This window comes from Frateuria sp. GZRR33 (assembly GCF_051900425.1).
In the GTDB taxonomy this organism is placed as follows: domain Bacteria; phylum Pseudomonadota; class Gammaproteobacteria; order Xanthomonadales; family Rhodanobacteraceae; genus Frateuria_A.
This window is the reverse complement of record NZ_JBHZGK010000006.1, coordinates 222,371-249,104: the sequence shown is the minus strand read 5'-3', so window position 1 is coordinate 249,104 and position 26,734 is coordinate 222,371. Positions and strand designations below refer to the sequence as shown.

The following is a 26,734-nucleotide window of genomic DNA, read 5'->3' as shown; positions in this document are numbered from 1 at the left end:
ACACGGCGTCGGCCGCTCAGTAGGGATGCTGTCGGTAGAACTGTTCGAGTTGCCCGTACACCTCCGGCAGGTGTTCCCGCAGGCTTGCCGGATCCTCGAAGAAGTGTTCGCTCACCACCGCGAAGAACTCGGCCGGGTTTTCCAGGCCGTAGGGGTCGATCGGCAGGGGCAGCCCGTGGCGGCGGTCGGCGCGCAGGCGTTCCCACGCCCGCGAGAACACCCGCGTCCATGTGCGCCGGTCCATGCGCCGGTGCAATGGCGGGAAGCCGTTGGCTTCCCCGTTGAGCATGTCCAGCTTGTGCGCCATCTCGTGGATGACCACGTTGTGGCCCGGCTGCCTGCCGGCTTCGAGCACGTCCGCCCACGACAGGATCACCGGCCCGCGACCCCATGCCTCGCCGGCCATGATGCTGCGGGTTTCGTGGACCACTCCGGCCTCGTCGGTGTGGGTGCGCCGGGGAATGAAGGCATCCGGGTAGACGATGATGCTGTGCCAACCCTCGTACCAGTCCAGACCGAGCTTCAGGATCGGCAGGCAGGCGTAGGCCGCCAGCAACACCCGGTCGGCATCGTCGAGCTCCAGCCCCTGGGCCGGCTCCAGCGACTTGCGTTCCAGAAACAACGTGGCCAGCACGCGCAACGCGGCCTGGTCCGAAGCGCCCAGCCGGCGGGCCGGGGCGCAGCGGCGCAGCGCGTCCTGCCAGAGCGGCTCGGCAATCGGGCGCCGGGCGACGATGCGTCGCGCGCGCCAGGTCCTGATCCTGTCGAGCATGGCCCCCCTGCGGGAGGAAGTCGTGGCGTTCCATGGATCGGGGCGGTATGCGCTTTCTCAAGAAGGCCAAGCCGAACCATGTCGATCCGCAGCGGCCCGGATCGTCGTGGAGGTGGCAGTCTTTGCCCCCGAGCCTTTCGTCTGCAGTTGCCATGAGGAGTGTGAGATGACCATCACCATCAGTGCTTTCGAGCGCTCGCCCGACGGCGGGAAGGGACTGGCGCGCGATACGCGGGTCCGCTGGGCGCTCGAAGAAGTGGGGCAGCCCTACGAGGTCCGCCTGGTTTCGTTCCAGGCGATGAAGGAACCGGCGCACCTGGCCGTCCATCCCTTCGGCCAGATCCCGACTTACGAGGAGGGCGCGCTCGCGCTGTTCGAGAGCGGCGCGATCGTCCTGCACATCGCCGAACGGCATGCCGGCCTGCTGCCTGCGGATGCCGACGCGCGCGCGCGGGCGATCGGCTGGATGTTCGCTGCGATCAACACGATCGAGCCGCCGATCCTCGAGCTGGTCGTCGCCCGGTTCATCGAGGGCAACAAGCCGTGGATGCAGGAACGGCTGCCGCTGATCGCCGATCGCATCCGCACCCGGCTGCGCCAGCTCGCCGCCCGCCTGGGTGACGGCGCATGGCTGGAAGGCGCGTTCAGCGCGGGCGACCTGATGATGGTGTCGGTCCTGCTGCGGCTGCGGCCCTCGGGCCTGCTCGACGAATTTCCCGGCCTGGCCGCGTACGTCGCCCGCGGCGAAGCGCGACCGGCCTACCGGCGGGCTTACGCCGCCCAGGCGGCGGTCGCCGCCCGGCCCTGAAGCGGTGCGCGGCGGACGCACCACGGCCGGCCATGGGCACGCATGGTGTGTCCGGCGACATTCCCTTCCTGCCTCCGTCACGTCCATCGGCGTAAGGGAAGCAACATCCGCGCCGATGCGGGATGGATCCCTGCCCGCATGCCCCGGCGGTGCCCGAGGGTGTCCAGCCCATGCGAAACCTCACCCCATTCCTGGGGGGCCAGTTGCCCGCTGAACAGGCCACGGTACTGGGCCAGTTGCGGGAAGGCGTGGTGTTGGCCGACCGCGAGGGGCGGATCACTTTCATCAACGAAGCGGCCGCGGAATTCCTCGATGCGTCCCGACTGGGCGTGCTGCCGGAGGACTACAGCCGCGTCTTCCACGTGTTGACCGAGGACGGCCAGCCGTACCCGACCTTCGAGCTGCCCCTGGCGCGCGCGGTGCGTGGGGAAACGGTGGCCGAAGCGCGCTGGAGCATCCGCCGCGACGGTACGCAGCGCATCGCCGGTGGCGCGGCACAGCCGCTATTCGATGCCGACGGCACGATGACCGGCGCCGTACTCACCTTCCACGACGACACGGCCCGGGTGCAGGCCGAGCGGGCCCTGGCAGACGCGGAGCTGCGCTTCCGCCTTGCGGTCGAAGCCACCGAGGACGCGATCTGGGATTGGGACCTGCAGACCGATCGCACGCTGTGGAACGAGCAGTTGCACGGCGCTTACGGCCATGGGTTGAGGGAGGCCACCTACGACTGGTTCATCGCACACATTCATCCCGACGATCGCGAGCGCATCGATAGCGGGCTGCGGCGTGCGATACGCGACGGTGGCACCCACTGGTCCGACGAGTACCGCTTCCGTCGTGCCGACGGCAGCTACGCCAAGGTGTGCGATCGCGGCCTGGTGGCACGCGATGCCGACGGTCGCGCCGTCCGCATGATCGGCGCCATGGTCGACGTCACCGAGCGCAAGCGGGCCGAGCGCGCGCTGCGCCGCCGCACCCGGACGCTCGAAATCCTCAACCGCACGGCCGCCGAGATGGCCGCCGAGCTGGACCTGACGCAGGTCGCCCAACTGGCCACGGACGCCGGCGTCGAACTGACCCGCGCCAGCGTGGGCGCATTCTTCTCCGAGACGCTCGACGAAGCCGCCGGCGGCACCCGGCTGTGCGCGCTGGCCGGAGTCGAGCCCGGCACCTCCAGGTCGGGCGTGCACCGCCTGTTCGGTCCGGTGATCGAACACAACCAGATGTTCCGTTCCGGGGACATCACAAGCGACCCGCGCCTGCCGCGCGCCGATGCGGCGACAACGGCGACCATCCGCAGCGTGCTCGCCGTGCCCGTCACCTCACGCTCAGGCGAACCGCTGGGCATCCTGGTGTTCGGTCATCCGGAGGCGGCGCGTTTCAAGGCCCGCCACGAACCCCTGATGGCCGGCGTGGCGGCGCATGCCGCGATCGCCATCGACAACGCGCGATTGCTGGCCACCGCGCAGCGCGAGGTGGAGGAACGCCGCATGGCGCAGGAGCGCCTGCGCGAACTCAACGAAACACTCGAGGCGCGCGTGGAGGCGCGTACCCGCGAGCGCGACCGCGCCTGGGCCATGTCGCGCGACCTGCAACTGGTCATGGACGCCACCGGGATCATCCTGGCCGCCAACGAGGCGTCCGACATCCTCGGCTACCGGCCGGAGGAGCTGATCGGCCACAGCGCCGAGGCGTTCGTGCACCCGGATGACGTGGCCATCCATCTCGAAGCGATGTCGATGGCCTCGGCCGGCAAGTTTCCCCCGGAAGAAGTGCGCTGCCTGCACAAGGACGGCAGTTATCGCTGGCTGTCCTGGGTCAAGTCCGCCGACCAGGGCGTGCTCTACGCCAGCGGGCGCGACGTCACGCAGCAGAAGGAACAGGCGCAGGCGCTCGCGGCGGCCGAAGAGGCGCTGCGCCAGAGCCAGAAGATGGAGGCGGTCGGCCAGCTCACCGGCGGCATCGCGCACGACTTCAACAACATGCTGGCGGTGGTGATGGGCTCGCTCGATCTGCTCAAGCGGCGCGTGGGTGACAACCCGCGCGCGCTGCGCCAGATCGAAAGCGCGACCGACGCGGCCGACCGCGCCGCGCTGCTGACCAGGCGCCTGCTCGCCTTCTCGCGCCAGCAGGCGCTGAACCCGCAGCCGATCGACCTCAACCGGCTGGTCGGCGAAATGTCCGAGTTGCTGCGCCATTCGATCGGTGCGGGCATCCGCCTGCATGCCACGCTGGCCGATGGCCTGTGGCGCACGCGCGTGGACGCCAACCAGCTTGAGAACGTGTTGCTCAACCTGGCGGTGAACGCGCGCGACGCCATGCCGGAAGGCGGCTGCCTCACGATCGAGACGGGCAACGTGCAGCTCGACCGGCGCTATGCCGCTGCCAACGGTACGCGCGCGGGCGACTACGTCCTGATCGCCGTGACCGACAACGGCAGCGGCATGCCCGCGGACGTGCTGGCGCGCGCGTTCGATCCGTTTTTCACCACCAAGGAGGTCGGCAAGGGCACCGGGCTGGGACTGAGTCAGGTCTATGGCTTCGTGCGGCAGTCCGGCGGCCACGTGAAGTTGTATTCGGAGCCGGGCCACGGCACCACGGTCAGGATCTACTTGCCGCGGTTGCGCGAGGAGGAGGCCGCCGGCGGGGCCGCCGAGGGCGATGCGGCCATCGCGCCCGGCGGACTGCAGGAACTGATCCTGGTGGTGGAGGACGAGCCGTCGGTGCGCCAGTTCAGCGTTGATGCGCTGGAGGAGCTCGGCTACCGGGTGTTGCAGGCCGACGGTGCGCCCGCCGCCCTGCGGTTGCTCGACCGGCATCCGGACGTCGCCCTGCTGTTCACCGACATCGTCATGCCGGAGGTCAACGGCCGCAGACTCGCCGACGAAGTGCACCATCGCCGCCCGGATCTGCCGATCCTGTTCACCACCGGCTACACGCGCGACGCGGTCGTCCACCAGGGCGTACTCGATCCGGACGTGGAACTGCTCGGCAAGCCGTTCACCATCGACGAGCTGGCGCGGAAGGTGCGGGCGATGCTGGACGGCCGCGGGTGATCGCGGGGCGCCGGCGCATGGCGCTGCGCGGCACGCGATAATCCGCGCTTCCCGAGCCATGGCCCGCCGCATGTCCATCGTACTGACCGACTTCGCCATCCCCCGGCTGTTCCCGCGCGACCCGCGCCGCAACACCATCCAGGACTGCACGCCCGGGCAGTTCGAGCACCATCTCAACACGGTGCCGCCGCTGAAGGTGCTCGACGGCTATGCGCCGTTCTGCAAACTGCACGTGCATCGCAACTGGACGTCCACGCGATGCCTGGCCGTGCCGATCACCGACGCCAACCGGCACCTGCTGCGCTCGGACTACGAGGCGCGCACCCGCGACGAACTGCCGGTGCTGGTGCGCTGGTTCGAAGGGCTGGAGCCGCCGGTGGCCGGCTATCTCATCCCGATCCTCTACAGCCGCGAGCAACTGGCGAAGGAGGGTTCCTTCATCCAGGCCGACTGGGGCGTGGTCGGCTGCATGTACACCGCCGAACCGGAAGAAACGCCGATGGCACCGATCACCATGATGCGCAATGCGCTGGGCGTGGAAGAGGGCGGCTCCGGCGTGCCGCTGGAGCGCGAAGCGTATCGCCGCAGCGTGGAGTTCTGGCGCACGCACGCCAACTGGCGCGGGTAGTCGAGGGCAGCTACCTGCCCGCCGCCCGGGCCAGTTACCCTCTGGATTCCCCCGAGGACCCACCGGCATGGCCAGCAAGAAAAGCGCTTACCGATTCGAGGCGAGGCTGCAGCGCCCGGCGCAGCCGCGCCATGCATCCTGGGCATTCGTGGTGCTTCCCGAGGAAGCCAGCGCGCAATTCCCGCGACGGGGCAGGACGACGGCCGAGGGCACGCTCAACGGCCAGCCGTTCCAGGCCACGCTGGAGCCCGATGGCCGGCTGAGCCACTGGTTCAAGGTGGATGCGGCATTGTGCAAGGCGGCCGGCGCAAGGGCCGGCGACACCGTGGTGCTGGAGGTCGCGCCGGTCGCCAGGGAGCCCGAACCGAAGCTTCCGCCGGACCTGCGCAAGGCACTCGACGACGCGCCCGGGGCGCGCGCGACCTGGGAGGGCACCACCACCCTGGCGCGCGTGGACTGGATCCACTGGCTGACGTCGGCCAAGCAGTCCGCCACCCGCACCAAGCGCGTCGCCGACGCCTGCGACATGCTGGCGTCGGGCAAGCGACGGGTGTGCTGCTTCGACCCCTCCGGCTACTACAGCAAGGCGTTCGCGGCGCCGGAGCCGGCAGACGAGCCATAGGCCGGGCGTCCGGTCGCCGCCGCCCGCGGGGGCGATGCTGCCGCGCCCCCGGGGCCCCCACTACCGGGCGGGGTTGACCCAGATGACCTTGGGCTTGTGCGTGGTGGGCCTGGGCTTGTGGCTGGGGGCGGCGGGCTTTACCAGGCCGAAGTTGCGCAGGCGCCGTTCCATTTCGGGATCCTCGGCCGCCCCTTTGAACTGGGTGGTCATCAGCCAGAGGTACATTTCCGCCTGTGCCCGCTCGGCCTCTTTTTCCTCTTTCTGGATTTCCGCGGGCGTCTGTTTGCGATGCGCGGGCAGCTTCTGGCGGGCCAGGACGTGCACGGCTTCGTGGACCAGTTCGCCGGTGGTCTGGATGATCTTCCCTATGAAGTCACTGTTGATCCTGATGTAGGACCCGTCCCAGTCCGCCCTGCCGCCTTCGAGGGTCCCGCCGTAGGCGATCCTGCCGGCGTCGTTGAGTTTCCTGAGCACTTTGACGATCTCCTTGCCCCTGGGCGTCTGGCCAAGCGGCGAGGTCTGGATCTTGGCGATGTCGTCCCCGAACATCGCCTTCATGGCGTCGTCGGCGATGGCCTGTTCTGTTCCCATGGCTGGTTCCTTCCAGTGAGTGCGGTGCTTGCGGATGGCGTGCGGCGAGGATGGCATCGTCGCCCACCGCCCGCTTCGGGTCGTGTGCCTGAAGTCGTAGTCGGGGCCAGGCGGATGGCCTAGGTCACCCGTCCCGGAACGGCGTAGGCTTCGTGCATCCGGTGACCGCAGGAGCGCACGCGATGCAGACGCCCGGGAACGACAGGCGCTTCGGCGAGGACATCGCCACGCTGTACCAGCGCCTTCTGGTACCCATGATCTTCGCGCCCTACGCCGTGGACCTCGCCGGCCGGCTGGCATCGCTGCCGGTGGCCAGCGTGCTGGAGCTGGCGGCGGGTACCGGCGTGGTGACGCGCGAGCTGGCCCTGCGCCTGGCGCCGGAGGTTCAACTGGTCGCCACCGATCTGAACGAGACCATGCTGGCGGTGGCGCGGAAGCAGGGCACGTCCAGGCCCGTGGCCTGGCGCCAGGCCGATGCGATGACGTTGCCCTTCGGCGATGCCGCGTTCGATGCGGTGGTCTGCCAGTTCGGGGCGATGTTCTTTCCCGACCGGGCGCATGCCTTCGCCGAGGCGAGGCGTGTGCTGCGGCCCGGTGGCACGCTGTTGTTCAACGTGTGGGACCGCATCGAGACCAACGATTTCGCATGGGTCATCCAGGAGGCCGTTGCCGGCGTTTTCCCGGACGACCCGCCGCGTTTCCTGCAGCGCCTGCCACACGGGTATTTCTCCGCGTCGGCGATTGCTCGTGACCTGGCTGAGGCCGGCTTCGCCGGAACGCCCGCGATCGAGACCCTCACCGCCCAGAGCCTGGGCGAAACACCGACCATCGTGGCCCTGGCCTATTGCCAGGGCACGCCGCTGCGCAACGAGATCGTCGCCCGCGACGCGAAGCGGCTGGAAGAAGCCACCGACGCGGCCACCGCCGCCATGACCGCGCGGTTCGGCACCGGGCCGGTGACCGGGAGGATCCAGGCGCTTGTGGTCCGTATCGCGCGTTGACGCGTGCTTGCGTGGACCGTTGTCACGTTCGAGCCAGCCGCAGCACAGTGCACACAGGCGCCGTCGTGGCGTGCCGCGCGGTCCCTCATTCGGATCCGGGGCGCGCGGAGCAGCGGGGCCCGTGCCGCGCTGCCCGCCAGGGTGCGCCCGCCTCCGTGCCGACCGGGTCTCCGCGTTCCAGGTGTCGCGCGGTTGATCCGGATCAAGGCGGCGAAGCGCGCGTGTCCCGACCATGCGCGGGACCCGGCAGCAGCCGGGACCTTAACCGGAGTCCACGATGCAATTCGAACTGTCCACCGCCCACCCGGATGCGGCCCCGCTGACCGCCGCCATCCGCGCGCTGGATCCTCATGCCAGGGTCATCCTGGATGCCGCCCGCGGTCGCCTGGAGGTGGTGGCCAGCGCCAGCAGCGCGCAGATCCTGGACGCGCTGCAGGACATCGGTTGCGTGGCGACGCCGCTGGACAAGGCGGTGCACATCAGCGGTGGAAGCACCTGCTGCGGCCACTGCGGCTAGCGGCAAGGGCCCCGCGCGCCAGCCGCTGGCGTGCGGCTACGGTCTCGCCCACATCCGCTGCGCGCTGCCCCCAAGATCTCCCCTTCATCGGCCGTGTCATGAGCCGTTGGGACGGGCACCTCGATCAGTCCGCGCCAGGGCCTTCGAGCGCCTTGGGGGTATCGAGCAGAACCACGCCCGGCGCGTGCAGCAAATGCCCGCGCAGCCAGTAACCGTGTTCGGCACCCACCAGAACGACGATCCGGCGGCCGGGGTTTTCCCGTGCCGCACGCTGGATGACCTCCAGGAAATGCCCGTTCCACGCCTCCCAGCCGGCGCGCTCGGCCGGACCCATCAACGCTTCCTGCAGGGCGTGCTTGGCGCGCAGCGCGGCGTCGGTGACCTCGTCGTTGACGGCGGCGGGTGACGTCCAGCGTGCCTTGAGCACGGCGTACAGTCCATCGACGTATTGGCCGAAGGCCTTGGCCTGTTCCGGCTCCTGGCGGTTGAACGCCACGGTGTTGGCCCGATAGGGCGCAAGCAGCGTGTCGTATAGCGGCTCGGCCGGTTCCATCGCGTAGACGCGGACATGGCGGCGATCGATGAGCGGGTAGATGACGGCGGGGTATTCCTGTTTGGTCTGCTCCGCCGGCCGCGCGGTGAGATCGTCCGGCTGAAGTTCGACGCACAACACGTCCGGCCTGAGCCGCTCGATGGCGCGGCCGAGCGCCGTGTTGTCGTAGACCGGCACCTCGGCATGCATCTGGTGCAGCGTGTCGAGCACGACCACCGTCGCCGGCGCGGCCTGCGCCATCGCCGCCATCGGCAGCGCCAACCAGGCCTCAAGGAGCATCCACCAACGCATCGCACGCTTCCGCAGTTCGGGAGCGCCAAGGTAGCGGGCTGCGCGACGCCGTCGCAGTGCCGGAAGCCACGCGCGGCGCACGTGCGCGTGACGCGGAAAGCGAGCGGAAGTGGGAAGCGCCTCGCAGCCGGTCGCCCTACCGGCCGCAAGGCGTAGTCATCGGCCGACAGACAGGCGTTCCTGTGCGCGGCAAGCTTGGCTTTCGTACCCAAGCCCAGGAGCTGCCATGGACCGCATCAGGACGACCGTCATCGCTTTCGCTCTCCTTGCCTGCACCTGCGCGGCGACAGCAGCCGAGCGCCCGAGTGATCCGGTGCGGCGCGACGCACCGAAAGGTATTTCCGGGGCGTTCTACGCGTGCGTCGACAAGGCGAACTTCAACGAGATCGATGAAGCCTATTGCACGTCGCAGGAGCGCGAGCGTCAGGACAGACGGCTTAACGCGACCTATCAGGCTTTGTTGCGCACGCTGGATCGAAACCAGAAGAAGGATCTGGTCGAAGCAGAGCGCGCCTGGATCAAGCTGCAGGACACCACGGGGCCGTTCGAGGAAGCGCTTTACGGTCACGAGATCATCGATAACCTTCAGTTGGCGCAAAACGAGCTTTTTGCGATCACGCGCCGAGCCGACCAGTTGGCTGAGTACCTGGCGGTCGCCAGAGGCCTCTAGTACATGCGTTTTTGACCGACCCGTTAAAGGAATGACGGTATGCAGGGACCTGATACGCACGACATCGATGCAATCGCGGGCGCCATGTATTTTGTTGTCGGTCGCGCTACCGAAGGCGGCCCCCATTCGTATCGGCTGTCCATCGCGGGCGTCACGCGGCAAGGAGGCGACCGGGGTTGGGGGAAAGCGGAAAACGTCATCGCCAACAGCGGTTACTCCCTCGGGGCAATCCAGGTGGACCTGGGGCAGCGTGGAACATGGCCGCTGGGTGCAACGGAAGACGCGCCGCTTGAACCTGGCCAGTCCACCTTTGTGGACGCCCTCATCGCACAGGCAGCCAAGTACGCCAAAGCGCATAACCTGGAGTTTCCTGCGGACACCAAGGAGCTTCGTGACCAGCTCTTGACCCATGGCAACGGAAAGGGGCGCCACAGTGCGCTGAGTTTCATTGCTCCCGGAACGCGTGACAGTTTCAACGCATGGGCTGGGTCCGACGAGGGACAGCCATGGATCCACAGAAACATCGACTATCCGCAGGTTCGTCATGCCGCCCAGCAGGCGCTGGTTATGCTGGATGACGTCGGCAGGAACATTCCCGAAGCCCGTCGGTTCGAAACCTTGGCGCTCCTCACGAAGACGGCAAACCAAAGACCCTCGGAAATGATCGAGTTCCGAGAGGTCCTTTCGGGCGGCGGCGGTTACGAGGAACTCCTGGCCAAGGCCAGGGAAATAGCGAGCCACCACCGTGGATACGCGGGTGTCGCCGCCGTCGTATCGGCCGGCCGCTACCTCCATGCTTACAGCGATCCCGAAAGGGCCGGCGCGCTTGACCGCGCCCAAGCCAAGGTGGGGAGCGCAGACTTCAATCCTGCGGACTTCGCCCGTGACACGGATTTGCAGGAGGCTTTGAGTGCCATAGGCCGAGGGGAGTCGATCCACGTCCTCCGCCAGGGCTCCCATGGGGAGCAGGTCGTGTCTCTCCAGGCCCGCCTTGCCACGTTGGGCATCACTGATGCGCATGGCCATGCGTTGCAGTCCGATGGGGCCTTCGGCCCGAGCACGCGCGAAGCCGTCCAGGCGTTCCAGCGCGCGCATGGCTTGAAGGACGACGGCCTGGCCGGCCCGAAGACGCTCGAAACGCTGGGCGACGCCATCCAGCAGCAAGCCGCGAGCCTGGCCGATCGCAGCCACCCCGGGCATCCGCTGTTCTGCCAGGCGCTGGGAAAGGTCCACCTGATAGACGCAAAGTGCGGTCGCACGCCCGACGAACTCTCGAACAACCTCGCCGGTTCGCTGGCTGCGGCGGCGCAGGCGCAGGGGCTTGTCCGCATCGACCACGTGGTGCTGGGCGAGAATGCGACGCGGGCGTTTGCCGTGCAGGGGGATCTCGATTCGCCGTTCAGGCACTTCGCTGCCGTGGACATCCTCCGAGCCGTTGCAACGCCGCTGGCGCAAAGCAGCCGCGACTTCGAGGCGGTTTCGCCACCGTCGCTCGCGGAGCCGCGGGTGATGTCGCACCAGCAGACGCTCACCCAGCCGGCGCTGCAGGAAATCCGGTAGAGGCGCTGTCCCGGGGCGATTTGCCCGACCTGCCGGCGGATGCGCTTGAGCGCCCGTGCGCCTTTTCGCGACCTCTGGCTGGCGACACGCCCGCAGGCAAATCCGCTGGCACGCAAGCCGTCGCGCCCTTGGCCAGCAGGAACTTGCGGCTCCGTTTGCTGCTAAGTTCCCAGGCTGTCCACACGTCTGCCGGAGGTTTGCCATGTCCCGTGTCGCAATCGCTGGTTCACCGGTCATCGCATGCCGCAGGCCGTGGCGCCTCGCCCTCGCCGTGACAATGGCCCTCGCGGCCGGCGTGGCCAGCGCCCAGGCATCGTCCGGTGCCCACGTGCCGCCGCCGCAGGACACGCCCTATCCGGGCACCGTGGCGATCCACGTGGATTCGAGCGACACGCGGCAGGGCATTTTCCGTGTCCGCGAAACCCTGCCGGTGCGGGCCGGCGCGCTGACGCTGCTCTACCCGGAGTGGATCCCCGGTGACCATTCGCCGAGCGGGCCGGTCGCCATGCTTGCCGGCCTGAAGCTCAGTGCGGGCGGCAAGCCGCTCAAGTGGACCCGGGACGAATACGACGTGTACGCGTTCCATGTGGACGTGCCTGCCGGCGTCTCGAGCATCGATGCGGACTTCCAGTACCTCTCCAGCCGCGACGGCGGCTACGAGATGACAGATCGCATGCTGGACCTGGAGTGGAACAAGGTGGCGCTGTACCCGGCGGGGTACTTTTCGCGCGACATCACCTTCGCGCCCAGCGTGACACTGCCGCACGGCTGGCAGCTCGGCAGCGCACTGGAACCGATCGGCCAGGCGAAGCTGTCGTCCACGGGCGACACCACCACGTTCAAGCCGGTGCCGTTCAACACGCTGGTCGATTCGCCGATCTATGCGGGCCAGTATTTCAAGCGCGTCGACCTCACGCCGAAGGGTGGCGCGCCGGTGCACCTGGATGTCGTCGCGGATGCGCCCAAGTACCTGGAGATGACGCCCGGGCAGCTGCAGGCGCATCGCGCGCTGGTGGCGGAGGCGACGACGCTGTTCGGCTCGCACCACTACGACCATTACGACTTCCTGTTCTCGCTGTCCGACCAGCTCGGCGGCAATGGGCTGGAACATCACCAGTCCAGCGAGAACGGACTGGAGGCCGACTACTTCACCGCGTGGAAGGAGGCCGCGCCGGGACGCGACCTGCTCGCGCACGAGTACACCCATTCCTGGAATGGCAAGTTCCGCCGGCCGGCGGACCTGTGGACGCCCAGCTTCAACGTGCCGATGGGCGACTCGCTGCTATGGGTCTACGAGGGGCAGACCCAGTATTGGGGTTTCGTGCTTACCGCGCGCGCCGGCCTGTGGACCCCCGAGCAGTTCCGCGACGCGCTGGCCATGACCGCGGCCAACTACGACCGCAATCGTGAAGGCTTCCACTGGCGCACCCTGGAGGACACCACCAACGACCCGACCGCCGCGCATCGCACCGGCCTGCCGTATCGCAGCTGGCAGATGAGCGAGGAGTACTACAGCGCCGGGCAGATGATGTGGCTGGAGGTCGACGCCAAGCTGCGTGCGCTGACGCACGACCGCAAGTCGCTGGACGATTTCGCGCGTGCGTTCTTCGGCGTCGACAACGGCAGTTTCGTGACCCGGACCTACACCTTCGACGACGTGGCCGCGGCCTTGAACCGCGTCGCCCCGTACGACTGGGCGCGCTTCCTGCACGCGCACGTCGATACGCTCGACCCGCCGCTGCTCGACGGCCTGCAAGGCACCGGCTGGAAGCTGGTCTACACCGACCAGCCCAGCGACTACGAGCAGCAGTACAACAGCCGTCCGCAGTCGCCCCGGCACCTATACAACTTCACCTGGTCGATCGGGTTGACGCTGGACGACCATGGCCAGGTCAACGACGTGCGCTGGGATGGCCCGGCCTTCCAGGCGGGCGTCAGCACCGGCGCCACGCTCGTCGCCGTGAACGGCAAGGACTATTCGACCGACGTGCTCAAGGGCGCGATCGCCGCGGCGAAACAGGGCAAGGCCCCCATCGAGTTGCTGCTGAAGTTCCAGGGCGGTTACCGCACCGTGCCGGTCGATTACCACGGTGGCCTGCAGTACCCGCACCTGGTGCGCGTCGAAGGCACGCCGGATTACCTGAGCGAGATCATCGCGCCGCGCACCCGATAACCCCCGCAAACGGTTGCCAAGGGCGAAGGCGGAGCGTGCGCTCACCCACGCGCTCGTGGGCGCGGCGGGCGTGCATCCCTGGCCATTCCTTACACCGCCGCAAGGCGGTCGAGGTCCGATCCGCCTCTCGTAGACGGCTGCGGTAACTTCCAACGACTACGAGGGCACTGGCGGCCACGAAACCTTCCGTGCCGAACAGGGTCAGATGTATCGGCCGAAGCTGGATACCGTGCACGGGCCGTTGTGCGGACTGGCGCTGGTGCCGACGCACGTGTGCGCCTTCCGCATCCAGCCGGCTGCGCCAAAGGGCCGGCGCTGGCAGCTTGCCGCCTTGCGACGCGAGTACTGGGCTGCTACGCCGGAGAACCCGGGCGGCAGCCGCGCATGGGTGGCGGTGACTGACGTCCCTTCGGATTCTGCGTGCCAGCGCACAGTGTGTACGTAGGAACGCCTGATCCATGCGCGGCTTGCCGGACTCTTCACGGCGGGTGAAACAGGCTTCACGGCCTTGGGCCGTCGACTTTCTGGACGGCAACGGTGTTTCCCGGCGGTCGGCCCGCTCCCTGGGTTCCGCGCCGGTACCTACAGGAAAACCCTGGATGGCAAGCCTCGTCGCTCGCATAAAAAAAATAAGAAGGGCCATCGTCAAACGCATGCCCGACCCGGTCTACTACCCCTACCGGTATTTGCAGATCTATGGCCGGGTGGGGAGTCTTGCGCAACCGGAACGCTACTCGGAAAAGATCTTCTACCGGATGCGCCATCCGCTGCCGGTGTTTTCGCAGCTGGCCGACAAGGTGGCGGTCCGCAGCTATATCGCCGGCGTGGTGGGCGAGCAGTACCTGGTCCCCGTCTATCTCACGTGCGACAAGGTCATGCGGGAGACGTTCGCCGCCTTGCCCCGAACCTTCGTCATGAAGGCCAACCACAGCGCCGGGCAGACGCGGATCGTGCTCGACAAGGACGTCGAAGACCTCGACGCGCTCGCCGACCTCGCCAACGGCTGGATGAAGTCCGACTTCTCGGTGAGGCAGCGGGAAAAGCACTACCGGACGATCAGGCCGCGGATTCTCTTCGAGCAGGCGCTGCTTGGCCCCGCGGGCGAGCCCCCCGACGACTACAAGTTCAACGTGCTCAACCCGGGAGGCGGGGAGGAGCCATTCGTGTTCATCCAGTACGTGCACGACCGCTTCCAGGAGGCCATGACCCAGGACTTCTACCTGGCCGACCGCACTCCCGCGCCGTTCCGCTTCCGCGGCCTCAAGTCCAGCGGCAAGCCGCTGCCGGTGGTGGACGGGCTGGACGAGATGATGGACATCGCCCGGAAGCTCGCCGCTCCCTTCGGGTTCCTTCGCGTCGATTGCTACTACTACGCAGGCCGTGTCTATGTCGGCGAGCTCACGGTCACGCCGGGCGCCGGCATGTACGCCCTGTCGCCGCCGCACTGGGATGCCGCGCTCGGTGCCAAATTCGGTTGGCCGGACACCTGCGAGCTGCCCCCCGACCACGCCCGGCGGAGCGCCGGCCGCGCGCAGGCAAAGGGCCGGGCAGGGCACCCGGCCCGGAGTGCCGACTCAGCGGATCAGTAGCGCGGTCCGTTCTGCAGGTTGGCGCCGGTGGTGCCCCGACCCGCGGAGCCCAGTCCTGCACCCGTGCCGGTGGCGATGTCGGTGGCACCGTGGCGCTCGAAGATCGCGCGGGCGCGGTCGCGCTCGACCATGTCCTCGGTATGCACGGTGATCAGCGCGTTGCCCTCACGGATGCGCTCGTCGTAATGCTTGGCCTCGACCTCGGGAATGCCCATGCCGATCAACGCGCCGACGATGCCGCCGGTCGCACCGCCGACTGCCGCGCCGCCAAGCGCGGCCATGATGGGGCCGGCGGCGATGAAAGGCCCCAGCCCCGGGATGGCCAGCGTGCCGATGCCGACCAGCCAGCCGAGGCCGGCGCCGGCGCCCATGCCGATCACGCCGCCGGTGGTCGCGCCCTCGGGTGCCTTGGTGTTGTGCTCGGTGGCGAAATCGCGCGTGCCGCGGCGGTCCTGCATCAGCACGGAGATGTCGTTGCTGGAAAAGCCGGCGTCCTTCAGATCGTCGACGACGGCCTCGGCCTTGTCCTGGTTGGGTACGGTGCAATACACGGATGCGTACATGGAGATTTCCTCAGTCGGAGTCGGTTTCGATGTCGAGCTGGTTGTCGACGTGGGTCACGCCGCGCACGCTGGCGGCATCCTGCTCCACGCGCGCCTTTTCCTGTGCGTTGGCCACTGGCCCGCGCAGGGTCACCATCCCGTTGTTGGCCACGACCTTCACGTTGCGGGCCTTCACCGAAAGGTTGCTGTCGTCGACGATGGCCTGGCGGATCCTGGCGACCAGGTCGACCGCGGAGGAGCTGTTGGACTGGTCCGTGGGCGTGACCGAGGCGTCGTTGCGGTCGCGTCGGTTGAGGCGTGTGTTGTCGGCATCCTCGCCGGTCACGCCGGCGGTCGATTGGCTGGACGCGGGTGGCGACTGCATGGGCGTGGCCTGTTGCGCGAAAGCGCCGGTACTTGCCGCGAGCGCTGCGAACACTCCCACGGCCAGCGGCCTGGGCAATGCGTGTTTCATGCGTTCCTCCTGGTTGGTCGCCATGCGGGGACGGCCCGCACTCTGAGCCCGGCCATGGCTTGGGCCGGAAGCACCCCACGCTAGGGAGCAGGCGGTAAATTGGGTGTGTCATCGGGGTGAGCGGACTCCACCACTGGAGCCGCGCGGAAACGGCTGTCTTCCATATGTCCCGCTCCGCGACGCGGACAGGCGTTGCGGTGAGTGGGTGGCCGTTCCGCGGCACCCGGGGTCTTGAGGTGCAACGATTTCCGCTGCAAAGGGGTGGTCGCCGCCGGTCCGCGCATCCGGCCGGTCATCTCGGTCCTGCCGTGTCCTCCGGTGGCCAGCCCCGGCGTCACGAATGAAGAAAAGCTGACCATCGGATGATGCCGAGAACGCCTGCGCCGTGATCGCTGTCCTGGTCACCGTCTTCGACGGGAGCCAACCAGCGACCCTGCGGCGTACGACAGAGCAGGGCGCGCGATACCTGTCGCGCGTGCACGAGGAGCACAGTGGCGCCGCTTCGTTGTCTTCGTGCCTGCCGGACCACGTCGAGCACGGCTTCACCTCTTGCCACGCGGATGTCACGCGCGGCTTACCGTTCCTCAGTAGGATCGCCGCCCGGGTGCGGGAGCGGCGACACGACGAGCCGAGCCGACAGGGGGCGGGCGCAGGGCGCCTGGCACCTTGGGTCCGCACCACCGTGGAGTTCCCCATGTGCGTGGCCGGGAGCGCGGCATCGGCATCGGCTTCGCGCAACGCCGGCGACGGCCGGCGGCAGGGCTCGCGGGCACCGGTGGCCCGCGGCCTGCGAGGCGCACGCGGCACCGCCCGATCCTGCCGCACTCTCCCTGGAGGGTCTTCCCATGACTCCTCGCAATCGACTGCTGGCCAGCGCACTGGCGCTCGGCCTTTCCCTGGCCGCCGCTCCGCCGGCGCTCGCCGCGAGTACCACCGCGCCACCCGGCATCCGGGACATCGCCAGCCTGGTGCAGACGCATACCGGCTACCCGGCGAAGGTGTCGGTGTATGCCGCCGGGCTCAACAACCCGCGCGGTCTCAAGTTCGGGCCCGACGGCTACCTCTACGTGGCCGAGGGCGGCCGCGGCGGCAGCCACATGACCACCGCCATGGACTGCACGCAGGTGCCGGCCGTCGGGCCGTACAGCGGCAGCTATACCGGCGGGCGCATCTCGCGGATCGACCACCACGGGCACCGCGTCACGATCACCAACAAGTTCCCGTCCAGCCAGACCACCGCCGAGACCGGCGCGCTGGTCAGCGGCGTGGCGGACGTCGCCTTCATCGGCCACACCCTCTACGCGATCACCGCCGGGGCCGGCTGCTCGCACGGCCTGAAGGGCACCTACAACGGCATCGCGCGCGTCGACACGGACGGCTCGATCCACTGGATCGCAAACTTGAGCCGCTACCAGCGGAACCATCCGGTGCAGAACCCCGAAGAGGAGGATTTCGAGCCGGACGGCACCTGGTACAGCATGGTGGCGCTGGACGGTCACCTGTACGCGCTCGAACCCAACCACGGCGAGCTGGTGAAGGTGAGCCTGGATGGCAAGGTCCGGCGGGTGGTCGACGTGTCGGCGACCCAGGGCCATATCGTGCCGACGGCGCTGGCGTATCACGGCCGATTCTTCATCGGCAACCTGGGCACCTTCCCGATCGCGGCCGGTTCCGAGAAGGTGCTGCGTCTGACCCGCAACGGGCAGCTGTGGCCGGCCGCGGACCGGTTGACGACCGTACTGGGCATCGCTTTCCACCACGGATGCATGTACGTGCTGGAGAACACCACCGGCAAGGAGAACCTGGCTCCCACGCCAGGCACCGGAAAGGTGGTGCGCATCGATCCGTCCGGCGCACGGCGCGCGGTGGTCACGGGCCTGGTGTTGCCCTCGGCGATGACGTTCGGGCCGGACGGTGCGCTTTACGTCTCCAACGCCGGCTTCGGTTTGCCGCCGGGCATGGGGCAGGTACTGCGCATCGACTTCGACAGCTGGCGCCACTCGCCCTAGCGTTACTGGCTGGCGCGGTCGTGGCGACCGCGCCAGCCATCGACCTGGCGGTGGGCCTCGCCCACGATCACGCTCGCGATGGCAACCAGAAAGACGAGTTGGCAAAGGAACCAGACGCCCTGGATCCTGCGCACGCTGGCGAGGTCCTCGGGCGCCAGTTGCGCCCACGAGCCCAGCCCCAAGATGAACCACGTCATGTTGCCGGCGCGCGCCTTCGCATGCAGCGCCGGGTAGCGGGCCTTGAGCACGCGCGCCAGGCGCGCCCCCAGAATCAGGCCGACGACGCCCAGCAGGTTGGACAGGAGCAGCAGGCCGGCGAACGTCAGCATGGGAAGGGCGCGACCGGCGCCTCAGCCCACCGATCGCAGGCCGCTGGCGAGTGACCGCACCGAATCATGGCTATGGCGAGCCGGGCTCGCCCGCCTCTTCCCTCGGCGTGCTTCCGGCCTGCTGGTCGATGTACTTCAGCTCGGCCAGCGAGCGCGGTTCGTCCGGGATCAGTTCCAGGCAGCCGTGGTAGGCGGCCCGGGCCTCGTCGAAGCGGTGCATCTCGGTCAGTGCAAAGCCCTGGCCGCGCAGGGCCTTGCAGGTGGCGTCGGGCACGTCCGCAGCGGTGAAGGAGGCGTCGGTCTGGGCCTCCTTGTAGTGCGCCAGCGACGCGTCCCACTGGTGCTTGCCCTGATAGGCGAAGCCGATCTCCAGCTGGTACTGGCTGTCCATCGGCGCGCGCTCGAGCGCCTTCTGCAACTCGGCGATCGCATCGTCGTAGCGCGCCATCTCGTTGTAGGCGAAACCACGCGCCCAATAGGCCATCGCCCAGGCCGGTCCAAGGACCAGCACCTTCTGCGGCTGCCGCGCCTTCGCGGTGGCGCCCATGGACGAGTAAAGCAGGGCGTCCGACGGCCCGCGGGCGCTGTAGACGATCGCGTCGGTATGCGCATAGGCCGCTTCGTACCTGGCGACCACGCTGTCCAGGGGGCCGTCGATCGCCGCCATGACCTGCCCGTGCTGGATCATCTGCACGCCCCTGATCACCTCTTGCACGTCGGCGTCAGCGTTCGGCGGCGCGGTGCCCGCCCCGGCGGCAGGCGTCCTGTCGGGAGCACCGGCGCAGGCTGCGAGCAGCAGCACGATCGCCCATCCAGCCAGGTGGCTTGCAAAGCGCAGCATGGTCTTCCCTCCCTGTGGACCCCGTCACGGGCGGCCCGGCGCGGGCCGCCCTCACGCTTCGGTGGTCGGCCGGCGCTACTTCTCCAGCGCCTTCACCGCGTCGAGCGTTTCCTGCACGTGCTTGTTCGGCTTGAGGTCCGAATAGACGTGGGTGATCTTGCCCGAGGGCGCGATCACGTAGGAGGTGCGGTCCGACCAGCCGGGGCGCATCGGCAGCAGGGCGTCGTACTCCCTGGCGATCTTCGCGTCGGCGTCGGCGGCGACCGGAAACTTGCCGCTGCAATGCTCCGTTTCCCTGGAGAAATCGGCGAGCTGGTCGGTGTTGCCGGCGGTCACGCCGATCACGGTGGCGTGCAGCGCCTTGAACTGGTCGATGGCCTGCGAGAACAGGTGGGCTTCGAGGTTGCAGCCGGAGGTGTGCGCGGCGGGGAAGAAGTACACCACCACCGGCCCCTTCTTCAGGGCGTCGGCGAGATTGAAGGTGAACGCCTTGCCGGCGAGATAGGCGGGCGCGCTGAAGTCGGGCGCCTGCGTGCCTTCCTTGAGTGCGGCGAATGCCGGCGAGGCCAGGACGGCGGTACCGGCGAGAGCGAGCGCGGCAAGCTTGAGCGGAGACTTCATGGCGGGGCTCCTGGGGTGCGGAAAGGTGTGTCGGTTATACGCCATAAATGCGCGGGCAGATGCCCGGACGACGGGTGCGCGCGGCGGAAGGTGGTCTACAGTTGTAACCGGCAGGATTCAGCGCGGGTGGGCGGATTGATTCAACCCGAGGCCGGTTCCCGGCATCCGACGGTGTTGGCTCGACGCGCACACGCTGCTTTGCAGGTCCAACCAGGCAGGAACAGGGGGAACAACGATGAGACTGAACGCACCTTCCAGGGCGCCGCTGCTGCATTTCGTCGACATCTACGGTCGCCGCGTGGACATCGGCGGCTCGGGGCGGCGCACGCTGCTTTGCTTCTTCCGTGACGCGGCGTGTCCGTTCTGCAATTTCCGCATCTACGAGCTGACCAACCACCACCCGGCCTTGTCGACGCTGGGACTGGACATCGTGGCCGTGTTCAGTTCCACGCCGGAGGCGGTGCAGCGGTTCGTTGCGCGCAAGCCGCGGCCCTTCAGCGTGATCGCGGACCCCAGTTCGCACGCGCATGAAACCTACGGCATCGAGCGTTCGCTGTGGCGCAAGCTCAAGGGCATCGTCACGCGCGTGCCGACGCTGATCAAGGGACTGCGCATCGTTGGCCTGGCGGGTCTGAACACCACCAACCTGATGCCGGCCGATTTCCTCATCGACGAAGACGGCAACATTGCCGAGGCGTACTACGGGGGTGATGCGGGCGATCGCATTCCGCTGGAGCGGGTGGAGCTGTTCCTGGCGCGGGGCATGCTCGCCCGGGCTGGAGTGAAGCCTGCTGCGCAGGCGGCTGTGCACTCCTGAGGCCAGGTGTCCGGATGCGAGGCGAAGGCGGGCGGTGCCCGCCTTTTTCTGTCCTGGTGGGGAGAGCTGAAGATCGTTGCGAGGGTCGCTGTGGTTTGCCGCAAGCCTTGGCCCCTCACCCCAGCCCTCTCCCCGGCGGCGAGAGGGGGGCCGGTTGCGGCAGGCTCTGGTTCCTGGGCCGCAGCCCCCTCTCTCCGGGGAGCAGGCTTGCCTACTTGTGCGGATCGAACTGCACGGCCGCCTCCACCGCGGCGGCCGAATCGAGGATGCCGGCGCCGATGGAGTACTTGCCCTTGGGCCGGACCATCGGCTCGTAGGCGGTCTTCTGCAGCAGCTTGAGGACCTGCCTGGGCTTGAGCGGCGGCAGGCACAGTTCCTTGCGTGCGGCCTGCATCAGCGCCACCGTCCCGGTGACGTGCGGGGCCGCCTGCGAGGTGCCGGCGAAGCCACCGTAGGTGGTGCCCTCGGGCACCGGCGTGGTATCGCCGTTGTTGAGCGCCTGCCAGATGAAGCCGTCGTAGGAGATCACGCCGGTGTTCGGATCGTCGTCCTGATAGACGCCGCCGCCCGGCGCGGCGATTTCCACCGCGTGCCCGTAGTTGGAGTAGTACGCGCGCTGGCTGGTGATGCCGGTGGCCGCAACGGTGATCACGCCCGGGCAGCCGGCCGGGGTGTACTTGGCCGCGTCGTCGCCGCTGTTGCCGGCCGAGACCACCACCACGGCGCCGAGCGAATTCGCCTTGGCCACCGCCTTGGCGGTCACGTCGCTCGGGTTGCAGCGGCCTTCGCCGCCCAGGCTCAGGTTGATCACCTGCGCCGGATGCCGGTTGCGCGGCACGCCGTCCACTTTGCCGCCGGCGGCCCAGACGATCGCGTCGGCGATGTCGCTGGTGTAACCGCCGCAGTGGCCGAGCACGCGCACCGGAAGCACGCGGGCGTGGAAGGCGATGCCGGCCATGCCCAGGGCGTTGTCGGTGATCTCGGCGCCGGCCGTGCTGGCCACGTGCGTGCCGTGCCAGGAGCTTGCTTCCGGCGGGTTGTTCTCGTTGGTGCAGGCCGACAGCCATGGTTCGGTGGTGGTCCAGTCGCCCAGGTCCCAGCCGCCCGGCACGCGGTCGTCGGTGGCGCGGCCGGAGACGAAGGCGTCGGTGATGAAGTCGTAGCCCTGGTCGGCCAGGCTGGTGTTGACGTCGACGTGGCGGGTGATGCCGGTGTCGAGCACGGCGATGGTCACGCCCTTGCCGTCGGAGAGGTCCCAGGCGTCGTTGACGCGCGTGCCGCCATGGTTGGCGTCGCCGAACACGGTAATGCTGCCGTCGGGGGCCTTAAGGTTCCACTGGTAGAACGGGTAGTAGGTGTCGCTCGGGTTGAACGTGGCCGGCGCGAGGTTGGCCGGCGCCTGGATGTCGCGCACGCGGTGCAGCATGACGTCCGGCGCCACGAAGGCCACCGCGGGGTCGGCCGCGATCTGGCGGATCAGGGTGGCCGCTTCGCTGCTGTCGAGTTTGCGCGAGGTGCGCACCAGGTCCGCACCGGTGGCGAGCTTGCGCTGGTAGGCGGCCTGCACGCCCGCGCTCCGCCCGCCGGCCGCAGTGGCGCGGTCCAGGCCTGCCCGGCTGAGCGCCGCGCCCACGTTTTGCAACAGCGCCGCGTGGTTGCTGCGCTCGGTGCTGCCGTCGCGGTAAGTGACGATGAAGCGGTCGTACTGGCCGCCGGGCGCGAGGTTGCTGACGTCGTAGCGCACGCCGGCCGGTCCCGATGGCGTGGCGGCATGGGCGGAGAGGGACAGGGCAAGGGCGATGGAAGCGCCGAGCAGCGCCTTGATCGCGTAGCGGTGTGTCATGCGGTGGTCCTCCGGTGGTGGGCGCCGGGCGTTCGGCGCGTCAAGCGACGACAGCGCCGGATGGCGCTGTCCTGTCTCAGGAAACCTCGGAGCCGGAGAACCCCTGCCTCCAGCCAAACCCTGACCGCGGCCTCCCCGCGGGCAACGGCATGGACACTAGGCAGACGGTTGTGGGGCCGTCGTGAAAGCGGCAGTGGCGATGGCCGTATGCCAGGCGTCCGCCGTCCGCCCGTGCGATGCCGTGGTCCATGCCGTTACGGGCGCTGCCATGACGCCTTGCCTGCATGCGCGTTGCCATGCTGACGCCCACCCTCCGGAGCGGTGGCGTGCGCAATCTCGATTTCGGCTCCTGGCACGCGCTGTGGCCGACCTTGTTCGGCCTGGTGCTGGTCACGCTGCTGGGCGTGGGCATGCGCCTGCTCACGATGCAGGCGGTGCAGCGTCGGCAGCAGCGGGAGAACCGGCAGATCAACGAGCGGCTACGCACGTTGATGGCTGCGTACAAGACCCTGGGCGGTTCGTTCACCGGCGACCTGGCGGTCGACCCCACGCACCTTCGCCACCTGCGCCAGCGCGGCGAGGCGGCGCAGGAGGAGGGCGCCGGCTCGGATTGCTCGCGGCGCATCCGCGATGCGGTCGAGGCGGCGCTCTCGGACATTTTGCTGCTGGGCACCGACGAGCAGGTCCGGCTGGCCGCCCGCGCCGCCAACGAATTGGCGGCCGGACGGCCGGTGCATACGGCGGAGCTGGTGGTCGCGCTGCATGATTCATCCGGCATGCGCTGGACCTCCCGCCCATCCCTGGCGGACTGGCGCTGCCGAAACAGGGGCCGACCCGACCTTCGCCGGCCAAGGGCGCGGCGAAGGCGCCGGCAGGGACGCCCCCGGCAAAGGAGGCGGTTGGGGTTGGGCGGCCTGGCCGCCGGCGGCGCCGGGCTTGCGCTGGGCGATCACGCGGGGCATGACGAGGGGGCGCCGGGCACCGGACCTAGGTGGGCTTCAGCCGATCGCCCCCGGCCCGGGAGCGGTGGGTTTAAGGCGTGTCGTGCTGGCGGACTCTTCCATAAATCCTGTGGCATAGCGCGATGCCCGAGCGTATCGTGGCGCGCGCGCATACCCCGTATGCGTACTTGCGTGGACGCTCGTCGGCCTGATCGACGGCGGCGCTCACAGGGGGACGCGGTCAGCCAACCGATTCACGGATGGAAGGAGACCGTTTATGAAGACTCGACTGCTCATCGCCCTCGCGGCGATGACGTTTGCCACCTGCGCGATGGGGGCAACCCCCGTCACGCTGAAGTTGCAGAAGGGCAGCACCACCGTACCCCACACCACCCCCGTGGGCGGCGCGCCGCTCACGAGCCTGGAGCAGGATCCGGCGATGGCGGCGGGCGACGCCGATTCGGGCGATGGCGAGGACGACCTGGGCGACCAGCCGGTGGTCAACCGCACCATCAGCCGCGGCCACCACAATGGCCTCAACACCATGGGCCACGGCACGCGCGCCAAGTCGCACCCCGAGCTGAAGGGTGGTTTCGAGGGCCTGAACTTCCACGACCAGCGCTATGCCAACGGCGGCAACCAGTTTTCCGTGGAGCCGCCGGACCAGGGGCTGTGCGCGGGCAACGGCTTCGTCGTCGAGAGCGTGAACGACGTGCTTGCGATCTACGACCGCGCGGGCAACCAGCTGGTCGGTCCGGTCGACCTGAACACTTTCTACGGTTACCCGGCAGCGATCAATCGCACCACCGGCGCCTATGGCCCGAGCATCACCGACCCGACGTGCTACTACGACGCCGATACCCGCCGCTGGTTCCACGTCGTGCTGACGCTCGACCGGGTCGGCACCAGTTCGGCGCTCTCCGGCACCAACCACCTGGACATCGCGGTCAGCCAGACGGCCGATCCGACCGGGGCCTGGACGGTCTACCAGTTGCCGGTGCAGAACAACGGCAGCGACGGCACGCCGGACCACGGTTGCACGGCCGGCTTCTGCCTGGGCGACTATCCGCACATCGGCGCGGATGCCAACGCGATCTTCCTGACCACCAACGAGTTCGCGCTGTTCGGCCCGGGCTTCTACGGCGCGCAGATCTATGCGATCTCCAAGCGCGCACTGGTGGCGGGTGATCCCTCGCCCAACGTGGTGCTGTTCAACGCCGGCGACCCCAGCGTGCCGGCACCGGCGTTCACGGTGTGGCCGGCCATTTCCACCGGCGGGCAGTACGCCGGCGCGCATGGCGGCACCGAGTACCTCCTGAGCTCCGACGCAGTGTTCTACGACGAAGGCACGTCGAACACCATCTGGCTGTGGTCCGTGTCCCACACCAGCGCGATCGACAGTGCACCCATGTCGCTGACGCTGGACGTGTCGGCGGTGGGCGTGCAGACCTACGCGGTGCCCACCAGCCTCGCGCAGCAGAAGCCCGGCGACGCACCGCTGCGCGACTGCTTCGCGCTGACCGGATGTGCGCCGACCTACCTGGGTTACCCGAACATCGTCTACTCCACGCCACGCGCGCTCGCGGTCAACGACTCGCGCATGCAGCAGGTCAGCTTCGCCAACGGCAAGCTGTGGGGCACGCTGGATACCGACGTGCTGCTGGGGGACGGCAGCCATGGGTCGGGCGTCGCCTGGTTCGTGATCGATCCGAAGTCCGGCGGCGTGTTCGCCAACGGCACGCTGGCGCTCCCCGACGCCAACCTCACTTACGGCACCTCGGCGGTGACGCAGAGCGGTCGCGGCGTGATCGCCTTCACCGTGGTCGGCCCGAACGACTGGCCCAGCGCCGGCTACGCCAGCTTCGATGCAAAGCAGGGCGCCGGCGACGTGCACATAGCCGCCGCGGGTGCGGCGCCGTGGGACGGCTTCACCGGCATCCCCTACCTGGGCGGCAACCGTCCGCGCTGGGGCGACTACGGTGCGGCGGCGGCCGAGGGCAACACCATCTGGACCGCCTCCGAGTACATCGCCCACGCCTGCACGCTGGCGCAGTACCTGACCCCGCCATTGTTCCAGTGCGGCGGCACGCGCGGTGCGCTCAGCAACTGGTCGACGCGGATCTCCCGACTCCAGTTTTGACCTTTTGTTGACGGCGACGGGCGCGGCGAAGGCTTCTTCGCCGCGCCCGTGTCGTTTTCGGTGGCGCCCCCACGCGGGGACCACGCCAACTTGGCGAGGGGTTCACTTCGGCCGTCGATACTGGCCGCAACCGAAGCGGGCTCGACGTTCGTGCTCAGGGGCTTCGGTATCCGTTCTGCAGTTGGCAAGCCACCTGTGCAAGGAGGAATCACGCATGAACGCACTCCAGGAAGCCACCGCACGTTACGAAGCGAAATGGGGCCGGCTTTCCGCGCCGGTCGATCCGGAGGAGACGCGCATCCGCATGCGCGCGCAGTCGGTCCTCTCCGGGGGCGAGTTGGGCCAGTGCCCGCCGCTGGACATCCGGCAGGCCAGGGACGTCCTGGCCTGGTACGCACCGCAGTACTGAAGCCGGCCAAAGGCGGCGGCGCCGCCCGGGCGCCATGCAAGGGCGCAGTCGCGTTCAGTTCACCCCGGCACCCGGTGCCGGGGCGTGCTTGAGTGCGTGGACGGTCAGCTGCTGGCGCCCGTTGATGCCGGCACGCTCGAAGATGTTGTGCAGGTGCGTCTTGACCGTGGTCGGGCTGATGCCCATGTGGCGACCGATCTCCTTGTTGCTCAGGCCCTGGGCGACCCAGCGCACGATCTCGCGCTGACGCTCGGTCAGTGGCCCCATGCCCGGCGCGGGCGGCAGGTCCGCGCGCAGCAGGTGCCTGAGATCGGCCAGTGCGGCAGCCATCAGCGCGCGCGGAATCCAGCAGTCGCCCCCATGGATGGCCTGGATCGCCCGGCGCCACGTCGACGCAGGCGCATGGCGCGGAAGGCAGCCATGGGCGCCGAGTTTCACGGCGGCAAGGATCTCCGGCCTTGCCAGGGTATCGGCGTACATCAACACCCTTGGCGCGAAATGCCGGGCCAGCAGGCGTCCGAGCAGGCCGGGACAGGCATCGGCCCAGCACGCCTCGATCACCACCACGGCCGGACGATGGGTGGCAACCAGCATCGACAGGTGCTCCGGCGCGCCGCTGTCGCCAACGACCTGCAGCCCGTCGAAGCGCCCGAAACCGGCGGCCAGGGCATGACGGATGGCGGGGTCCGGACCGCCTAGCACGATGCTGATCACGCGGCCCTCCCGCGATCCCGCGTTTTCCTGCGGGAAGGATTGGCGCGCCGCCGTGAGCAGGGCGTGTAACCCGCCCGTCGCCTGTTGACGCAAGAAAGGAGCTCCAGTCCGCCATCACGACAAGGCCGGCCGGGGCCGGTGCGACGCCGGTGCCTACTCCGATCGGAGTATTCATCCGATCCGGCGCGCGCCGCATGCTGCGCTCCCCCCGCTGCGGCG

24 protein-coding genes and 1 pseudogene are annotated in these 26,734 nt (G+C 68.6%); 15 read left to right on the top strand and 10 right to left on the bottom strand.

The genetic code is table 11. The features are described 5' to 3' along the window. Positions 1-16: 16 nt before the first annotated feature. Complete coding sequence (locus ACFWZU_RS10160; protein ID WP_439701390.1) at positions 17-772, bottom strand: zinc-dependent peptidase; 756 nt, start codon at positions 770-772, stop codon at positions 17-19. Between the two features lie 166 nt (positions 773-938). Here ACFWZU_RS10160 and ACFWZU_RS10155 point away from each other — a divergent pair, with 166 nt between their 5' ends. The 4 genes from ACFWZU_RS10155 to ACFWZU_RS10140 all read left to right on the top strand — a co-directional run bounded on the left by ACFWZU_RS10155 (position 939) and on the right by ACFWZU_RS10140 (position 5,889). Beyond that, complete coding sequence (locus ACFWZU_RS10155; protein WP_439701389.1) at positions 939-1,580, top strand: glutathione S-transferase family protein; 642 nt, start codon at positions 939-941, stop codon at positions 1,578-1,580. Positions 1,581-1,750: 170 nt separating this feature from the next. Further along, the gene (locus tag ACFWZU_RS10150) at positions 1,751-4,639 is read left to right on the top strand and encodes a PAS domain S-box protein (protein ID WP_439701388.1); all 2,889 of its coding nucleotides are present in this window, start codon (positions 1,751-1,753) and stop codon (positions 4,637-4,639) included. A 70-nt stretch (positions 4,640-4,709) separates the two neighbouring features. Next, on the top strand, positions 4,710-5,267 hold the full coding sequence (locus ACFWZU_RS10145) for a DUF3228 family protein (protein WP_439701387.1): 558 nt from the start codon (positions 4,710-4,712) through the stop codon (positions 5,265-5,267). Between the two features lie 67 nt (positions 5,268-5,334). After that, positions 5,335-5,889 carry a YdeI/OmpD-associated family protein gene (locus ACFWZU_RS10140; protein ID WP_439701386.1) on the top strand — a complete coding sequence of 185 codons (555 nt, stop codon included), beginning with the start codon at positions 5,335-5,337 and terminating at the stop codon, positions 5,887-5,889. A 60-nt stretch (positions 5,890-5,949) separates the two neighbouring features. On the opposite strand, the gene ACFWZU_RS10135 is transcribed toward ACFWZU_RS10140, so the two are convergent. Beyond that, positions 5,950-6,537 carry a hypothetical protein gene (locus ACFWZU_RS10135; protein WP_439701385.1) on the bottom strand — a complete coding sequence of 196 codons (588 nt, stop codon included), beginning with the start codon at positions 6,535-6,537 and terminating at the stop codon, positions 5,950-5,952. Positions 6,538-6,662: 125 nt separating this feature from the next. Between ACFWZU_RS10135 and ACFWZU_RS10130 the strand changes: the two genes are divergently transcribed. Continuing rightward, positions 6,663-7,481 carry a class I SAM-dependent methyltransferase gene (locus ACFWZU_RS10130; protein WP_439701384.1) on the top strand — a complete coding sequence of 273 codons (819 nt, stop codon included), beginning with the start codon at positions 6,663-6,665 and terminating at the stop codon, positions 7,479-7,481. Positions 7,482-7,758: 277 nt separating this feature from the next. Further along, a complete protein-coding gene (locus ACFWZU_RS10125; protein ID WP_439701383.1) occupies positions 7,759-7,998 on the top strand; it encodes a hypothetical protein in 240 nt (79 codons plus the stop codon). A gap of 124 nt (positions 7,999-8,122) precedes the next feature. Here ACFWZU_RS10125 and ACFWZU_RS10120 read toward each other — a convergent pair whose 3' ends face one another. Then, positions 8,123-8,842, bottom strand: coding sequence for a hypothetical protein (locus tag ACFWZU_RS10120; RefSeq protein ID WP_439701382.1), 720 nt, complete (start codon positions 8,840-8,842; stop codon positions 8,123-8,125). A gap of 226 nt (positions 8,843-9,068) precedes the next feature. On the opposite strand from ACFWZU_RS10120, the gene ACFWZU_RS10115 reads away from it, so the two are divergent. From ACFWZU_RS10115 to ACFWZU_RS10100, 4 genes are all read left to right on the top strand, one after another. Then, positions 9,069-9,512 carry a lysozyme inhibitor LprI family protein gene (locus ACFWZU_RS10115; protein WP_439701381.1) on the top strand — a complete coding sequence of 148 codons (444 nt, stop codon included), beginning with the start codon at positions 9,069-9,071 and terminating at the stop codon, positions 9,510-9,512. A 39-nt stretch (positions 9,513-9,551) separates the two neighbouring features. Further along, entirely contained in the window at positions 9,552-11,072 is a 1,521-nt protein-coding gene (locus tag ACFWZU_RS10110; RefSeq protein ID WP_439701380.1) for an XVIPCD domain-containing protein, read from the top strand. A gap of 277 nt (positions 11,073-11,349) precedes the next feature. After that, positions 11,350-13,245, top strand: coding sequence for a M61 family metallopeptidase (locus ACFWZU_RS10105; protein WP_439701436.1), 1,896 nt, complete (start codon positions 11,350-11,352; stop codon positions 13,243-13,245). A gap of 599 nt (positions 13,246-13,844) precedes the next feature. Next, positions 13,845-14,834 (top strand): ATP-grasp fold amidoligase family protein, encoded by a 990-nt coding sequence (locus tag ACFWZU_RS10100; protein ID WP_439701379.1) that lies wholly within the window; start codon positions 13,845-13,847, stop codon positions 14,832-14,834. Here the strand turns inward: ACFWZU_RS10100 and ACFWZU_RS10095 are convergent. Both ACFWZU_RS10095 and ACFWZU_RS10090 read right to left on the bottom strand, forming a co-directional pair. Next, entirely contained in the window at positions 14,828-15,397 is a 570-nt protein-coding gene (locus ACFWZU_RS10095) for a general stress protein (protein WP_439701378.1), read from the bottom strand. The two genes, ACFWZU_RS10100 and ACFWZU_RS10095, sit on opposite strands and share 7 nt — an antisense overlap. 10 nt (positions 15,398-15,407) lie before the next feature. Beyond that, on the bottom strand, positions 15,408-15,851 hold the full coding sequence (locus tag ACFWZU_RS10090) for a BON domain-containing protein (protein WP_439701377.1): 444 nt from the start codon (positions 15,849-15,851) through the stop codon (positions 15,408-15,410). Positions 15,852-16,696: 845 nt separating this feature from the next. Here ACFWZU_RS10090 and ACFWZU_RS10085 point away from each other — a divergent pair. Then, positions 16,697-17,860: a ScyD/ScyE family protein gene (locus ACFWZU_RS10085; RefSeq protein ID WP_439701376.1), complete on the top strand. Its 1,164-nt coding sequence runs from the start codon at positions 16,697-16,699 to the stop codon at positions 17,858-17,860. Between the two features lie 2 nt (positions 17,861-17,862). Here ACFWZU_RS10085 and ACFWZU_RS10080 read toward each other — a convergent pair whose 3' ends face one another. The 3 genes from ACFWZU_RS10080 to ACFWZU_RS10070 all read right to left on the bottom strand — a co-directional run bounded on the left by ACFWZU_RS10080 (position 17,863) and on the right by ACFWZU_RS10070 (position 19,651). Continuing rightward, positions 17,863-18,189: a hypothetical protein gene (locus tag ACFWZU_RS10080; RefSeq protein WP_439701375.1), complete on the bottom strand. Its 327-nt coding sequence runs from the start codon at positions 18,187-18,189 to the stop codon at positions 17,863-17,865. Between the two features lie 70 nt (positions 18,190-18,259). Further along, a complete protein-coding gene (locus ACFWZU_RS10075) occupies positions 18,260-19,030 on the bottom strand; it encodes a hypothetical protein (RefSeq protein WP_439701374.1) in 771 nt (256 codons plus the stop codon). A gap of 75 nt (positions 19,031-19,105) precedes the next feature. Next, the gene (locus ACFWZU_RS10070; protein WP_439701373.1) at positions 19,106-19,651 is read right to left on the bottom strand and encodes a peroxiredoxin; all 546 of its coding nucleotides are present in this window, start codon (positions 19,649-19,651) and stop codon (positions 19,106-19,108) included. Positions 19,652-19,886: 235 nt separating this feature from the next. Between ACFWZU_RS10070 and ACFWZU_RS10065 the strand changes: the two genes are divergently transcribed. After that, complete coding sequence (locus tag ACFWZU_RS10065; RefSeq protein WP_439701372.1) at positions 19,887-20,468, top strand: redoxin domain-containing protein; 582 nt, start codon at positions 19,887-19,889, stop codon at positions 20,466-20,468. A 211-nt stretch (positions 20,469-20,679) separates the two neighbouring features. Here ACFWZU_RS10065 and ACFWZU_RS10060 read toward each other — a convergent pair whose 3' ends face one another. Next, positions 20,680-22,311, bottom strand: a complete 1,632-nt coding sequence (locus tag ACFWZU_RS10060) for a S8 family peptidase (RefSeq protein WP_439701371.1) — start codon at positions 22,309-22,311, stop codon at positions 20,680-20,682. Positions 22,312-22,637: 326 nt separating this feature from the next. On the opposite strand from ACFWZU_RS10060, the pseudogene ACFWZU_RS10055 reads away from it, so the two are divergent. The 3 genes and pseudogenes from ACFWZU_RS10055 to ACFWZU_RS10045 all read left to right on the top strand — a co-directional run. Then, positions 22,638-23,303: pseudogene (locus ACFWZU_RS10055) on the top strand (hypothetical protein); the annotation flags it as partial. A 226-nt stretch (positions 23,304-23,529) separates the two neighbouring features. Next, complete coding sequence (locus ACFWZU_RS10050) at positions 23,530-25,392, top strand: hypothetical protein (protein WP_439701370.1); 1,863 nt, start codon at positions 23,530-23,532, stop codon at positions 25,390-25,392. A 214-nt stretch (positions 25,393-25,606) separates the two neighbouring features. Then, on the top strand, positions 25,607-25,801 hold the full coding sequence (locus tag ACFWZU_RS10045; RefSeq protein ID WP_439701369.1) for a hypothetical protein: 195 nt from the start codon (positions 25,607-25,609) through the stop codon (positions 25,799-25,801). 54 nt (positions 25,802-25,855) lie between these two features. On the opposite strand, the gene ACFWZU_RS10040 is transcribed toward ACFWZU_RS10045, so the two are convergent. Continuing rightward, positions 25,856-26,515, bottom strand: coding sequence for a helix-turn-helix transcriptional regulator (locus ACFWZU_RS10040; protein ID WP_439701368.1), 660 nt, complete (start codon positions 26,513-26,515; stop codon positions 25,856-25,858). Between the last annotated feature and the right edge of the window lie 219 nt (positions 26,516-26,734).